This is a genomic window from Actinomycetota bacterium (genome assembly GCA_016700055.1).
Lineage (GTDB): Bacteria > Actinomycetota > Acidimicrobiia > Acidimicrobiales > Ilumatobacteraceae > Kalu-18.
In genome coordinates this window covers 1,786,190-1,799,680 of sequence record CP064997.1, presented here as the reverse complement: position 1 = coordinate 1,799,680, position 13,491 = coordinate 1,786,190, and the positions used below count along the sequence as shown (strand labels likewise).

13 protein-coding genes and 1 tRNA gene are annotated in these 13,491 nt (G+C 71.3%); 9 read left to right on the top strand and 5 right to left on the bottom strand.

Annotation, left to right across the window (positions count from 1 at the left end):
- The first annotated feature begins 28 nt into the window (after nt 1-28).
- Nucleotides 29-1,441, top strand: a complete 1,413-nt coding sequence (locus IPM43_08785; GenBank protein ID QQS23557.1) for an MBL fold metallo-hydrolase — start codon at nt 29-31, stop codon at nt 1,439-1,441.
- Here the strand turns inward: IPM43_08785 and IPM43_08780 are convergent.
- The gene (locus tag IPM43_08780) at nt 1,438-1,890 is read right to left on the bottom strand and encodes an FxsA family protein (protein ID QQS23556.1); all 453 of its coding nucleotides are present in this window, start codon (nt 1,888-1,890) and stop codon (nt 1,438-1,440) included. The two genes, IPM43_08785 and IPM43_08780, sit on opposite strands and share 4 nt — an antisense overlap.
- 44 nt (nt 1,891-1,934) lie before the next feature.
- Here IPM43_08780 and selA point away from each other — a divergent pair, with 44 nt between their 5' ends.
- Genes selA through IPM43_08765 form a run of 3 tightly spaced genes read left to right on the top strand, consistent with a single transcriptional unit; the run spans nt 1,935 to nt 5,989 of the window.
- Complete coding sequence (gene selA, locus IPM43_08775; protein QQS23555.1) at nt 1,935-3,263, top strand: L-seryl-tRNA(Sec) selenium transferase; 1,329 nt, start codon at nt 1,935-1,937, stop codon at nt 3,261-3,263.
- Nucleotides 3,260-5,011, top strand: a complete 1,752-nt coding sequence (gene selB, locus IPM43_08770) for a selenocysteine-specific translation elongation factor (protein QQS23554.1) — start codon at nt 3,260-3,262, stop codon at nt 5,009-5,011. The genes selA and selB overlap by 4 nt, the downstream gene beginning before the upstream one ends.
- A 45-nt stretch (nt 5,012-5,056) precedes the next feature.
- Nucleotides 5,057-5,989: an alpha/beta fold hydrolase gene (locus tag IPM43_08765; GenBank protein ID QQS23553.1), complete on the top strand. Its 933-nt coding sequence runs from the start codon at nt 5,057-5,059 to the stop codon at nt 5,987-5,989.
- Nucleotide 5,990: 1 nt separating this feature from the next.
- Here IPM43_08765 and IPM43_08760 read toward each other — a convergent pair whose 3' ends face one another.
- Nucleotides 5,991-7,325 carry a hypothetical protein gene (locus tag IPM43_08760; protein QQS23552.1) on the bottom strand — a complete coding sequence of 445 codons (1,335 nt, stop codon included), beginning with the start codon at nt 7,323-7,325 and terminating at the stop codon, nt 5,991-5,993.
- Nucleotides 7,326-7,344: 19 nt separating this feature from the next.
- Here IPM43_08760 and IPM43_08755 point away from each other — a divergent pair, with 19 nt between their 5' ends.
- From IPM43_08755 to IPM43_08740, 4 genes are all read left to right on the top strand, one after another.
- Nucleotides 7,345-8,304 carry an AAA family ATPase gene (locus IPM43_08755; protein QQS23551.1) on the top strand — a complete coding sequence of 320 codons (960 nt, stop codon included), beginning with the start codon at nt 7,345-7,347 and terminating at the stop codon, nt 8,302-8,304.
- Nucleotides 8,301-9,407: an ArsA family ATPase gene (locus IPM43_08750; GenBank protein ID QQS23550.1), complete on the top strand. Its 1,107-nt coding sequence runs from the start codon at nt 8,301-8,303 to the stop codon at nt 9,405-9,407. The genes IPM43_08755 and IPM43_08750 overlap by 4 nt, the downstream gene beginning before the upstream one ends.
- A 10-nt stretch (nt 9,408-9,417) precedes the next feature.
- Nucleotides 9,418-9,915, top strand: a complete 498-nt coding sequence (locus IPM43_08745; GenBank protein ID QQS23549.1) for a response regulator transcription factor — start codon at nt 9,418-9,420, stop codon at nt 9,913-9,915.
- An 18-nt stretch (nt 9,916-9,933) separates the two neighbouring features.
- Nucleotides 9,934-10,011 (top strand) — tRNA-Pro (locus IPM43_08740).
- Nucleotides 10,012-10,079: 68 nt separating this feature from the next.
- Here the strand turns inward: IPM43_08740 and IPM43_08735 are convergent.
- Both IPM43_08735 and IPM43_08730 read right to left on the bottom strand, forming a co-directional pair.
- Nucleotides 10,080-11,591, bottom strand: coding sequence for an exo-alpha-sialidase (locus IPM43_08735; GenBank protein QQS23548.1), 1,512 nt, complete (start codon nt 11,589-11,591; stop codon nt 10,080-10,082).
- Nucleotides 11,588-12,145: a SigE family RNA polymerase sigma factor gene (locus IPM43_08730; GenBank protein ID QQS23547.1), complete on the bottom strand. Its 558-nt coding sequence runs from the start codon at nt 12,143-12,145 to the stop codon at nt 11,588-11,590. The genes IPM43_08735 and IPM43_08730 overlap by 4 nt, the downstream gene beginning before the upstream one ends.
- Nucleotides 12,146-12,165: 20 nt before the next feature.
- Here IPM43_08730 and IPM43_08725 point away from each other — a divergent pair, with 20 nt between their 5' ends.
- Nucleotides 12,166-12,450 (top strand): pyrophosphohydrolase, encoded by a 285-nt coding sequence (locus IPM43_08725; protein ID QQS23546.1) that lies wholly within the window; start codon nt 12,166-12,168, stop codon nt 12,448-12,450.
- A 9-nt stretch (nt 12,451-12,459) separates the two neighbouring features.
- Here IPM43_08725 and IPM43_08720 read toward each other — a convergent pair whose 3' ends face one another.
- Complete coding sequence (locus IPM43_08720; protein ID QQS23545.1) at nt 12,460-13,485, bottom strand: aspartate-semialdehyde dehydrogenase; 1,026 nt, start codon at nt 13,483-13,485, stop codon at nt 12,460-12,462.
- Nucleotides 13,486-13,491 lie beyond the last annotated feature (6 nt).

The following is a 13,491-nucleotide window of genomic DNA, read 5'->3' as shown; positions in this document are numbered from 1 at the left end:
CAGGACCGCCACCAAAGGGGACGAAACGGTGAGCCTCTTCTTCCGCCAGTACTACCTCGGCTGCCTGTCACACGCGTCGTACCTCGTCGGCGACACCGAGACCGGCACCGCGGCCGTGGTCGACCCCCAACGAGACGTGTCGCAGTACTTGGCCGACGCCGCGGCCAACGGGCTGCGCATCGAGTACGTGATCGAGACCCACTTCCACGCCGACTTCTTGTCCGGGCATCTCGGGCTCGTCGAGGAGACCGGCGCCGTCGTCGTGTACGGCCGTGACGCCGAGGGCCGCACCGAGTTCCCGATCGTCGCCATGGCCGACGGGCAGCGCATCGCGCTCGGGCGCCCGGGCGAGGGCGTCGAGCTAGAGATCCTGGAGACGCCGGGCCACACGCCCGAGTCGATCTGCGTCGTCGTGCGGGAGAGCCCGGCAGAGGTGCCCTACGGCGTGCTCACCGGCGACACGCTGTTCATCGGCGACGTCGGCCGGCCCGACCTGTTGTCGGCGGTCGGCCACTCCGCCGAAGGACTCGCGCGCGCCTTGTACGCGTCGCTCCACGAGAAGCTGATGACGCTGCCCGACGAGACGCTGGTGTACCCGGCGCACGGCGCGGGTTCGGCGTGCGGCAAGAACCTGTCCACCGAGACCGTGTCGACCATCGGCGAGCAGCGGGTGTCCAACTACGCCCTGGCGCCGATGAGCGAGGCCGAGTTCGTCGCGGCGGTCACGCAGGGCCAGGCCGCGGCCCCGATGTACTTCCTGTTCGCGGCGACGAAGAACCGCCGCGCCCACGACACGCTGCACGAAGACGACGAGCTGCCCTCGCTCGACGTCGACGCGGTGCTGTCCGCGCAGGGCGCAGGGGCCGTCGTCGTCGACTGCCGCGACGAACCCGAGTTCGCGGCCGCGCACCTGCGGGGATCGGTCAACGTCGGCCTCGGCGGACGTTTCGCCGAGTACACCGGCGAGGTCGTGGCCCCCGACACGCCGATCGTGCTCGTCGCCGAACCCGGTCACGAGCACGAGGCCAAGATCCGCCTCGCGCGGATCGGGTTCGACCAGGTGCTCGGCGTGCTCGACCGTCCCCTCGATGCATTCGTCTCGCGCCCCGACGCCGTCGAGCGGGCCTCGCGGCTGACCGCCGACGACCTGCGCCGGCGGCTTGTCGAGCTCGGCTCGGTGCAACTCGTCGACGTGCGCGGCCCGGGCGAGACGGCGCTCGGCGTCCTTCCCGGGGCACGCCGCGTAGAGCTGGCGTCGTTGCTCGGGCGCCTCGACGAGCTCGACCGCGATGCACCTACGGTGGTCTACTGCGCCGGCGGGTACCGCTCCTCGATCGCCGCGAGCACGCTGCGCGCCAACGGCTTCACCGACGTGAGCGACCTGATCGGCGGTGTCGTCGCCTGGACCGCTGCCGGAGAAGAGCTGCAGGCCGGGGTCTAGGGCTCTAGCTCGCCGCGCACTTCTCGCGCAGTCGTCTCTTGCACCCCGTCGCGGTCGTAGCGCGCGGTGACCACCTGCATCCTGCCGGCCGCCACCGCACCCTCGGCCCGGCGAACGATCACTCCCCGCAGCAGCGCTCGGGTGGGCGGGAGCAGCAGAGCGAGTCCGAGGATGTCGCTCACGAAGCCGGGCAGGATCAACAAGATGCCGGCCAGGATCAGGCACAGCCCGTCGGCGATCTCCCTGGTGGGCTTCTCCCCCTTCGCGACCTGCTCGTTGAAGCGCCTCCAGGCGCGCGAGCCCTGGCGCCGGACGAGCCAAGACCCGACGAGACCGACGAGGATCATCGCCCCGAGCGTGTTCCAGAACCCGATCTGCGCGCCGACCTGCACGATCACGTACACCTCGAGCATCGGCAGCAGGATCAGCACGAGTACCGCGAGCACCATCGCTCGGGAACGCTACCGCCAGGCCCACGGGTAGCGTCCCGCCCGTGACCGGGAACGGGGGATCGGCACGCACCGGACGCCCGCCGTCGGTCGACGCCCTGGCCAGGTCGCTCTCCCCCACAGGGCTGCCCCACCCGATCCTCGTCGAGATCGCCCGCGACGCGATCGCGCGTGGTGCGCCCGACGTGCACGCCCACGCGGCGGAGCTGGCGGCTGAGTTCGCCCGCACGCTCCTCGGCCCGGTCGTCAACGCGACGGGGGTGCTGCTGCACACGAACCTCGGCCGGGCGCCGTTCGCACCGAAGCGCGATGGCGGCCCTGATCGTCCCCTCAACCTGGAGCTCGACCTGGACACGGGTGAGCGCGGCAGCCGCCAGCGTGGTGTCGGCAGGCTGCTCGCCACCCTCGTCGGGGCCGAGGCGGCGCTCGTCGTCAACAACAACGCGGCCGCGGTGCTGCTCGTGCTCAGTGCTCTCGCCGCCGGTCGTGACGTGCCGGTCAGCCGCGGGGAGAGCGTCGAGATCGGCGGAGGGTTCCGGGTGCCCGAGGTGATGCAGCAGTCCGGCGCCCGCCTCGTCGACGTCGGCACCACCAACCGCACCCGCCTCGCGGACTACCGCGCCGCGCTCGCCTCGCCGGGCAACGACGTCGCGTTGGTGCTGAAGGTGCATCCCTCGAACTACCGCGTCGAGGGCTTCGTCGAGACGGTCACCGTGGCCGAGCTGGCCACGCTCGCCGTGGCCGTCGTGGCCGACATCGGCTCGGGCCTGATCGACGCCGCCTGCCCGTGGCTCGACGGCGGGCCGCCCGCGTTCTTGCGCGGCGAGCCCGCTGCCCGCCAGACGCTCGCCGACGGCGCGGCGCTCGTCACCTTCAGCGGCGACAAGCTGTTCGGCGGTCCTCAGGCCGGCGTCATCGCCGGCCGGGCCGACCTCGTCGATCTGTGCGCCCGCCACCCTCTCGCGCGGGCGTTGCGGCCGGGGGGCATCGTGCTCGCCGGCCTCCAGGAGGTGGCGCTGTCGTACCTGCGGCGCGACGCCGGGTCGGAGCTCGCGTTCTGGCGCATGGTCACCGCCGGCGAAGCCGAGCTGCGGGAACGAGCCGAGCGCATCGTCGCGCAGGCCGGGGTGGGTGAGGTCACCGCCACCGAGGCCCTGCCTGGCGCCGGTTCTGCACCGGGCGCGACCCTCGCCTCTTTCGGGGTCTGCCTCGCTGGCGACCACCTCCGTGCCCTCCGCTGCTGTCCCGTGCCGGTCATCGCGCGGGTCCACGACGACCGCACCCTGCTCGACGTGCGCAGCGTCGACCCCGCCGACGACGAACTCCTGGTCGAGGCGCTGCGCACGGTCGCGCCGGCACCGAACGCGCCGTGAGGATCGTCGCCACCGCCGGTCACGTCGACCACGGCAAGTCGTCGCTCGTCCGCGCGCTGACGGGCACCGACCCCGACCGCCTGGCCGAGGAGAAGCGCCGCGGCTTGACGATCGACCTCGGCTTCGCCAACACGACCCTGCCTTCGGGCGCCGGGATCAGCTTCGTCGACGTACCCGGCCACACCCGGTTCCTGCGCAACATGTTGGCCGGGGTCGGCGCGGTGGACGCGTGCTTGTTCGTGGTCGCCGCCACCGAGGCGTGGAAGCCCCAGTCCGAGGAGCACCTGCGCATCCTGGAGCTGCTCGGCATCACCCACGGGGTGGTCGCGCTCACGAAGGCCGACCTCGTCGACGACGAGTGGCTGCAGCTCGCCGAGCTCGACGTGCGTGACCACCTGGCCGGCACGTTCCTCGCCGAGGCTCCGGTCGTGGCGGTGTCGGCCACCACCGGTGCCGGCCTGACCGAGCTGGTCGGCGCCCTCGACGCACTGGTCGCGTCCACGCCCGCCGCCGTCGACCTCGGCCGCGCCCGGCTCTGGGTGGACAGGGCGTTCGTCTCGCGAGGCAGCGGCACCGTCGTCACCGGCACCTTGACGCGCGGCGGGCTCACCACCGACGACCAGGTCGTCGTCGGCCCCGGCCGGCGCCGCGCCCGCATCCGCGCGATCCAGACGCTCGGTGTGGACGTCGAGCGGATCGGGCCCGGCAACCGGGTGGCGCTCAACCTGTCCGGTGTCGAGCTCGCCGACATACACCGCGGCGATGCCGTCGTGCACCCCGGCCGGTGGCACCAGAGCGCCCGGGTCGATGCCTCGCTCACCGTGCTCGCCGCGCTCGGCCACGAGGTCAGCCGCAAAGGCGCGTACGCGGCATACGTCGGCTCGGGCGAGCTGTCGGTGCGCCTTCGCGTGCTCGGCGCCGAGACGGCGATCGCCCCCGGCACCGAAGGGCTGGTGCGGCTGCACCTCGCTCACCCTCTGCCACTGCTGCCCGGCGACCGGTTCGTGCTGCGCGAGAGCGGGCGGGAAGAGACCGTCGGCGGCGGTGAGGTGCTCGACGTGGCCCCGGTCCTCGCGGCGTCGAAGGCGAGCCCCGACCGCCGCGTGGAGCGCGTGGTGGCCGAGCGCGGCTGGATCGCAGCCGACGAGCTCGAGCTGCTCACCGGCGAGCGGCGCGCGCCCGACGTCGGCCGCTGGGTCGCCGCTCCGGGAGCGCTCGCGGCCGAGACGAGCAAGTTGACGACCCGCATCCGCGACGCCGGCCCGCTCGGTCTGGAGCTCGCCACGCTCGAGGACCGCGCCCGGGCGGTGCTCGCGACGATGCCAGACGTGGCCGTCGACCGCGGCTTCGCCCGCCCGGCGGAAGCTGTCGATCCCCTCGCCGACCATCCCGTCCTGGCGCTGCTCGCGAGGTACGGATGCAGCCCTCCCGACGCCGACGCGATCGCCGGCGTCGACCGGGCGACGTTGCGCCAACTGGTCCGGCGCGGCCTGCTCGTCGATCGTGACGGAGTGGTGTTCCACCCCGACGCGATCGACACCGCCGCGCAGACCGCGGCCCGGCTGCTCGCCGAGCACCCGAGCGGGTTCACGGTGTCGCACCTGCGCGAGGCGCTCGGGGTGACCCGCAAGCACGCCCTTCCCCTCGCCGCCGAGCTCGACGCCCGCGGCCTGACCCGCCGCCGCGACGACCGCCGGGTGGCCGGCCCACGCCTTTCCACCTGGGACGATGGCGAGCGGGGCGAGTGACCATCGGCCGTGTCACCGGGCGGCCGAGATATCTATCGTCGGGGCATGAGCGAGGCCATCGTGAGCCGACGTACTTGGGTGGAAGGACGTCCCGCGGCGTACTCGACCGCCGGCTCGGGGCCGCCCGTGCTGCTGCTGCACGGCTGGGCGTTGAACGACCGCGCCTACCGAGAGGTGATCGACGCCATCGCGACGCAGGGGGCACATGTGTACGCCCCCGCTCTGCCCGGCTTCGGCGGTACCGGTGACCTGCCCCGCGCCCAGTTCTCGATCGAGGGCTACGCCCGCTGGGTGGCGAGCTTCGTCGCCGCCCTGGAGATCGACGAACCCCTCGTCGTCGTCGGGCACAGCTTCGGTGGTGGAGTGGCCATCCGCTACGCCCACGGCGCGGCCGACCACGTGCGGGCGCTGGTGCTCGTCAACTCCGTCGGCGGCTCTGCGTGGGGCAGCGGCGGCACCGTGCGCTCCATCGCCGAGCGCCCGCTGTGGGACTGGGGCCTGCACTTCCCGGCCGACGTGTTCCCCGTGCGCCAGGCGACGAGGGTGCTGCCGGTCCTGGCAGAGGGGATCGTTCCCAACCTGATGCGCAACCCGCGCGCGATCGTGCGTGTGGCCGGCCTCGCCCGGCGGGCCGACCTGCGCCAGCAGGTCGAGGAGCTGCGCGATCGGGACCTGCCGATCACCATCTTGTGGGGCAAGCGCGACGGCGTGATCCCGCGGGAGAGCTTCGAGGCGCTCTGCGTGGCTGCCGGTGTCGAGGGCACCGAGCTGGAGGGCAGCCACTCGTGGCTGCTCGCCGACCCCGGCCGCCTCGGTGAGGTGATCACCAACAGCCTCGCCGTCGCCCGCCTGGCCGAGAAGCTGAGCGACGAATCGCCGCCGGCCGAGAGCCCTGACGACGGAGCGAAGGCAGAGCGGCCCGCCAAGCGACGCTCACCCTTGCGTCTGCGCACCCTCGTCGGGCGGCGCAGCGCCTGACTCAGTGCTCGCGGTAGTCGCGGGCCGCGCCTTCCAGCGGTTCGACCTCGAGCGTCACCCCGTCGATCGCCACCACCCGCACCCGCTCGCCCTGCTTCACCGGCGTGGCCCGGTTCGTGCGGGCCTGCCACCGGGCGGCACCGAGCTGCACGGTGCCCTCCGGGTCGACGTCACCGGCCGCGGTCGCCGTCTGGCCGATCATCCACTCCCGTCCGATCGTCGGCGTGGCGAAGCGGGTGCGGGTCATGCTCGGCATGCCGCTGACGAACGTGATGGCCACCCCGCCGATGCCAACGAGCAGGGTCAGCCACGAGGGCCTCAGCACCGCGCCGTCGGCGGGCTCGAACAAGAACCACGAGCCGACGGCGAACAGCACCATTCCGACCGCAGTCCAGAACCGGGGGATGCCGACCTGCACGTCGACGGCGAGCGCCAAGAACGCGCCGAGCACCATCGCGAGGGCCCACCCGCGCGTCGGTAGGGCCCCCAGGCCGTATCCGGCCAGCACCAGGCACACGGCTCCGACGAGGCCGGCGACGCCGACGCCTGCGGTGAAGAACTCGAACACGATCAGCGCGAGACCGATCGTCAACAACAGGTAGGCGACGGCCGGGCTGGCCACGGTGTGGAAGAGCTGCGCGAGGAGCCCGAGCTTCCAGAACCGCACCGTGGTGATGTCGTTGGCGACGGTCCCGTCGTCGTCGATCCGTTCGACGGCGGTGTCGAGGGTGACGCCGTCGACGGTCAGCCCGTCGAGGGCGAAGACCATGTTGCGGATCGTCGGCACGCCCTCGTCGCTGATCTCCAGCTGCAGCGCGCCGAGCTGGCGGGCCTCCTGGAACCCGAGCGAGCCGCCGCGCATCCGCTCGGTGGCCGCGCCGAAGGTGACGGATTCGTCGAGGGGCACCCCGGTGTGGCCGATGCGGGCGCCAGGGGCCATGCCGCTCGCGTCGACCGCGGCGAGGAGCTGCGCGGGCAGCCCGTAGAGCCGCGCCCCCGAAGGGCCGACCCAGATCGCGATGGGCACGGCAGACGTGGCGACGCGCTGGTACAGGTCGCGCATCGTCGCCCGATCGACGATCGAGGCCTTGGTGTTCATCTGTAGGACCAAGGCCTGGGCGTCGCCGTCGGCGGCGCGGTCGATGGCGCGTCCGATCTCGTCGACGACGATCTCGTCGAGGAAGCCCGACACCTGGAGCACGTCGACGGGGTCGAGCGCCGCGGCCGCGTCGGTCGGCTCGACCGGGGCGACGGGGGCGGGCGCGGCCGAGGCACCGCCCGCGGCCAGGACGAACCCTCCCGCGGCGAGGAACGATGCGATCGCTAGTCTGCGCACGAGAGCCTCCGGAGGGCGCGTGGACCCACAGCAGTTCTTCACCACCTCGCGCGTGGTGGTGGTGGCCGGCAAGGGCGGTGTCGGCAAGACAACCGTATCGGCCGTGCTGGCGCGCGCAGCAGGCGATGCGGGATTGCGGGTGCTCGTCGTGGAACTGGAGGACAAGCCCGGCATCGCCGCGTTGCTCGGCGGAGAGGGCCTGCTGCCGTACGAGGACGTCGTGCTCGCCGAGGGTCTCGGCCCGTCGGGCAGCGGGCGGGTGAGCGGGCGCACGATCACCCCCTCCGACGCCCTCGCCGACTACCTGACCTCGCACGGGCTGAAGCGTCTGTCGAAGCGCCTGGTGACGAGCGGGGTGATCGACGTCGTCAGCACCGCGGCCCCCGGGATCGACGACATCTTGGTGCTCGGCAAGCTGAAGCAGCTCGAACGGGAGATCGAGACCGAGGGCCTGTTCGACCTCGTCGTCGTCGACGGGCCGGCGGCCGGTCACGCGATCACCTTCTTGCAGTCGGCGCGGGGCCTGCTCGACGCCGTACGCGTCGGGCCCATCCGCACCCAGGCCCGAGACGTGCTCGAGATGCTGAGCGACCCCGCCCGCTGCCAGGTGCTGCTCGTGACCTTGCCGGAGGCCACGCCGGTCAACGAGCTGATCGAGACCGCCTACGCGCTGGAGGATCGCATCGGGGTGCAGCTCGGCCCCGTCGTCGTCAACGCGCAAGATGTGGGCGACCTGCTCCCCGATCCGCGCACCGTTGACGGCCTGCCCGAGGGCGACGACGGCGCGGCGCTGGCCGCGGCGGCGTCCTTTCGCACGCAGCGGCGGGCGATGCACGCCGAGGAGATCGCCCGCCTCGCTCGTGAGCTGCCGCTCGCGCAGCTCAAGCTGCCGCTCGTCCCTACGGCCGGCCTCGACGCCGACGACGTCGCGGCACTGGCCATGCGATTGAGCGCCGCCGTGGGGTCGCTCGCGCCATGACGGCCCGGCCCGCGCGCCTGGTCGACGTCGTCGACCGCACGTCCGTGCTCGTCTGCTGCGGCTCGGGCGGCGTCGGCAAGACCACCACCGCGGCGGCGATCGGCTTCGATGCCGCCCTCCGCGGCCGTCGGGCGGTGGTGGTGACGATCGACCCCGCGAAGCGCCTCGCGGATGCGCTCGGGCTGGGCGGGGGCCTGACCAACGATCCCGCGCCGATCGATGCCGTCTCGTCGCCGGGCGGCGAGCTGTGGGCGATGATGCTCGACACGCGCACCACCTTCGACGCGCTCGTGCGCCGCCACGCCGCGGACGACGAGCAGGCCGAACGCATCCTCGCCAACCCCTTCTACCGCAACATCGCCGGCGCGCTGAGCGGCACTCAGGAGTACATGGCGGCGGAGAAGCTGTACGAGCTGCACGCCGACGAGCGCTTCGACCTCGTCGTCGTCGACACCCCGCCGACCAGGAACGCGCTCGACTTCCTCGACGCCCCCGGCCGCCTCACCCGGTTCCTCGACCACCGGCTCTACCGCTGGCTGATGGCACCCGCCCGCGGGGGGATGAGGGTGTTGAACGTCGCCGCGCAGCCCGTGCTGCGCACGATCGGCAAGATCATTGGCGGCGAGGTGCTCGCCGACGCGATCGCCTTCTTCCAGGCGTTCGACGGGATGGAGGCCGGGTTTCGTGATCGGGCCGACCAGGTGATGGCGCTCCTCCACTCGGAGGAGACCGCGTACGTGATCGTCGCCTCGGCCCGCCACGACACCGTCGAAGAAGCCGTCTTCTTCGCCCGCAAGCTCGCCGACGACGGCCCCGGGGTGTCGGCGGTGGTCCTGAACCGCCTGCAGCCCTCGTTCGGCGAAGGTTCCTCGATCTCGGCCGCCGAGGCCGCGGCCGAGGCCGGCGCCCGAGGTGAGCTCGACCTGGCCGCGCTGTGGTCGAACCTCGCCGAGCTGCGCCTGCAGGCAGAGCGGGAGGCGGCGACGATCGTCGAGCTGCTCGAGGTCGCCGACGAGGCGCCCATCGCGCGCGTGCCCCTGCGTGCTGACGACGTGCACGATCTCGACGGCATCGCCTCCGTCGCCGCAGACCTGTTCGGGTAACGTCGCCGCGGTGCACGTGCTTCTCGCCGCCGACGCCGACTGGCTGATCGACGAGGTCGTCGCGGCCCTGAGCGGGCCCGACACCTCGTTCGTCGTGTGCCGGGAGGGCCGTCTCGTGTCCGGGATCGTGGCCGAGCGGACACCCGATCTCGCCGTGCTCGATCTCCAGATCGGCTCGATGGGCGGCATGGCGGTGACGATGTCGTTGCGCCTCGACGAGAGCGCCGGGACGGCGCCCTACGTGCCGGTGCTGATCCTGCTCGACCGCCATGCCGACGTGAACCTGGCCCGGCGTTCCGACGCCGACGGCTGGCTGGTCAAGCCACTCGACCCGCTACGCCTGAAGCGGGCGGCACTCACCGTCGCCGCCGGCGACACGTTCTTCGAGGGACCCCACTTCGCCGGACCCAACCAGGAAGCATCCGGTGAGAGATCCGGCCAGGAAGGATCCGGCGAGGAAGGATCCGGTGCGCCCGCCGTCGAGGAGGAACCGGCCCCGGCCGGGTAGCATCCTCGGCTGTTCCACCGGGGTGTAGCGCAGCTTGGTTAGCGCGCCACGTTCGGGACGTGGAGGCCGGGAGTTCAAATCTCCCCACCCCGACCAGAAAACCCCTGGTCACGGACCTGCGACAGCAGCCCGGACCAGGGGTTCTGTCTACCCAGACCGGGCGATCAGGGGTTGCGGATCTGGATGGTCGACCAGTTCGTCAGGTCGGTGCTGAAGTCGATCGTGTCGAGCGTGGAGCTGTCGGCCTCGTCTATGTAAGAGTGGATCATGGCGACGCCGGCGCGGTTGACGCTGAAGCGCAGATCCGTGAGCGAGCCGGGTTCGGCAGCGAACTCGACACTGACGCTCTCGAGTTCGGTCCAGTCCGAGCCCGTCGACGCCAGTACTTGGCTTGGGTAGGGATCCATCGATCCCATCACAACCAGGCGTCGGTCGGCGAGGACGTACAGGTGTACACCGTTGCCGGTTGGTTCGGAGGCTGCGGTCGTCCAGGTGGTTCCTGCGTTGTTCGAGACGTAGACGGTGTTGTCGTCGCCTTCCCATGACTCGGCCACTGCGACGCGGTCGCCGTCGGCTGCGATCTCCAACAGATCGTCTCCGTAGGGAAGGAGGCTCGTCGTCAACTCCTCGCTGGTGGCGCTCACCTGTTCTGGGAGTGCGACCTCGTTCCAGGTCGCGCCCCCGTCGTCGCTGTACGCAAGTCCGAGCCGGTCGTCGTCGGGGTCGGTCCCGATCCAGATCCGCCCGGAGCCGTGCTGGGCGACGGGAAGACCGGCGACTGCACTGTCGGGCATCGCCAATGGCCGGATCGTGCCGTCACGAATGTTGACCACCTTCGCCAAGCCGGCGTCGCTCGGCGCGAATTGCCATCCCCCGTCGGCGGCGTCGGGACCGCGAAAGACTGCGCAGTGCGTGGCGAGCGAGCTGTACGACTCCCCGCACAGCAGCAACCGCTGCTCTGGCGAGTTCAAGGTCGTCGGCACGTCGCGCCATCTGAGAGACCCTGCTCGTCCCGAAACCGCATCAATGAGCCATGCCCTCGCCGGCGCCTGCGCGTCGGGTGAGCTCTCCGACGCCACGAAGTAGCGATCATCGAGCAGCTGAAGATGCAGATTGACCGGGCTCGCTTCACCCAACAGCCCGCCGTGCACCTCGCCACCACCGGCAACCACGGTCACGTACGCCCAGTCGGTGCCGCACGTGGCGGAAGCCGAGTCCCGGCACGTGCGCAACGAAACGGAGTTGCCCGTCGCCGAGACCTGCGTCCCAACGTCGCCGTCCCGGTACAGGTCGTCGTTGGTCGCCTGCGCCTCCTCCTCGGCGGACGGGCTGGTCATCGCGAACACTGACTCGCTGAACGCGCCGGGTTGGACGCTGTCCGGGCCTTGGTCGCGGATTAGCGCCAGTAGCCCGATCGCGAACGCGACGATCGTGGCCGCGGCCACCTGCATCCACCGCCGTCGCGGAAACCACTCGCGGGGAGGATCACCTGCCGACGTCGTGTGCGCCTCGCGCTCGTCGAGGGGGGCGTGCTCACCGTTGAGGAACCGGACGGTTGGCCCAGGCTGCCACGCTGACGTGTCGACTGGAATCTCCTCGGCAACTCGGCGCAGGGCGACGCGTAGCACCGGCCCGCACTCCCGCTCCAGTCGATCGAGGTCATCGAACTCGTTCATGCCAACAACCCCTTCAACTTCCTCAGCGCCCGCCGCAAATCCGAACGCACCGTGCTCGCCGAACGCCCGACAAGCGACGCGATCTCGTTCAGACGAAGATCCTCATAGAAGCGCAACACCACGACCGTGCGTTGCGCCATCGGCAACGCCTGCACGAACAGCCACGTCTCATCCACCGCAGGCTCGCCGGGCAACTCACGAGCCACGACCACCGGTGCCGCGCGGAACGCCCGCCGATGAACCTCGTTGGCGCGATTGACAACTGCTCGGCGGAGATACGCCAACGGCTCCTCGATCGTGTCCCAGTGGGCCGCGGCGGCGGTGAACACCGCCTGCACCACATCTTCGGCGTCGCTGCGGTCACCCACGAGCAGATACGCCAGCCGCGTCAAGCTCAAACGCGACGTGCGATATACACCCTCCAGACTCCGCTCATCCCGCTTCACCTCGCCCACGAGTACATAGTCGTACGACGGCACCAAAACGTTGCACCCTGCGAAGAGATTGCTCGCGGCAAGGAAGCAACGAACGGAGCGCCGAACTGCGGCGTTCACCGCCCCCTACGCTTCGACGAATGGACCTCGCCCACCTGCAGGACGTGATCGGGCAGACCTACGGCGAGCGCGACCGCGAGCGGGGCATTCCCTCCACCGTGGCCTGGCTGGCCGAGGAGATCGGTGAGCTGGCCCAAGCGGTGCGCAAGGGCGGCCGAGCCGAACAAGCGCACGAGCTGAGCGACGTGCTGGCGTGGGTGGCGTCGCTCGCGAACCAGCTCGACATCGACCTCGCGACGGCGGTCGAGCGCTACGCCAACGGGTGTCCCCGCTGCGGCAAGCTGCCCTGCGCCTGCCCACTCTGAGGGAGTGGACTACCGAGCCGCGATCAACTCCGCGATCTGCACGGCGTTCAGCGCCGCGCCCTTGCGCAGGTTGTCGTTGCTGACGAAGAGCGCCAGCCCACGGCCGCCGTCGACCGAGTCGTCCTGGCGGATGCGCCCGACGTAGCTCGGGTCTCGGCCGGCGGCCTCGAGCGGGGTGGGCACGTCGACGAGCTCCACCCCCGGCGCGGCTGCCAGCAGCGCGGTTGCGGTCGCGACCGAGATCGGCCGCTCGAACTCGCAGTTCAGACTCAGCGAGTGGCCCGTGAACACGGGCACCCGTACACAGGTGCCCGACACCCGCAGGCCGGCGATGCCGAGGATCTTGCGGCTCTCGTCGCGGAGCTTCTGCTCCTCGTCGGTCTCGCCCGACCCGTCGTCGACGAGCTTGCCGGCGAATGGCAGCACGTTGAACGCGATCGGCTTGACGAACTTCACCGGCTCTGGGAACGAGACCGCGCTGCCGTCGTGGGTCAGCTCACGTGCCTGGCCGACGACCTCACGCGCCTGCTTGTCGAGCTCGTCGACTCCGGCCAAGCCCCCACCGGACACCGCCTGGTACGTGCTGGCGACGAGGCGCACCAAGCCAGCCTCGTCGTGCAGCGGCTTCAGCACCGGCATCGCCGCCATGGTGGTGCAGTTCGGGTTGGCGATGATCCCTTTGCGCGCGTTTGCGACCTCGCCGGGATTCACCTCGCTGACGACGAGGGGCACGTCGGGGTCCATTCGCCAGGCCGACGAGTTGTCGATCACGATCACGCCTGCTTGCGCGAAGCGAGGGGCCAGCGAGCGCGACGACGTCGCGCCGGAGGAGAAGAGCGCCACGTCGAGACCGCTCGGGTCGGCGACGGCGGCATCTTCGACGACGATCTGACGGCCCTGCCACTCGAGGGTGGTGCCCGCCGACCGCTGCGAAGCGAAGAACCGGATCTCCTCGACGGGGAACCTGCGCTCGGCGAGGAGCAGCCTCATCACCGCGCCGACCTGTCCTGTTGCACCGACCACACCCACGCGCATGGGGTG

Coding starts and splice junctions, on each gene's coding strand:
- IPM43_08780 (QQS23556.1), bottom strand. CDS start 1,890: ATGGTGCTCGCGGTACTCGTGCTGATCCTGCTGCCGATGCTCGAGGTG.
- IPM43_08750 (QQS23550.1), top strand. CDS start 8,301: ATGACGGCCCGGCCCGCGCGCCTGGTCGACGTCGTCGACCGCACGTCC.
- IPM43_08725 (QQS23546.1), top strand. CDS start 12,166: ATGGACCTCGCCCACCTGCAGGACGTGATCGGGCAGACCTACGGCGAG.
- IPM43_08735 (QQS23548.1), bottom strand. CDS start 11,591: ATGAACGAGTTCGATGACCTCGATCGACTGGAGCGGGAGTGCGGGCCG.
- IPM43_08720 (QQS23545.1), bottom strand. CDS start 13,485: ATGCGCGTGGGTGTGGTCGGTGCAACAGGACAGGTCGGCGCGGTGATG.
- IPM43_08765 (QQS23553.1), top strand. CDS start 5,057: ATGAGCGAGGCCATCGTGAGCCGACGTACTTGGGTGGAAGGACGTCCC.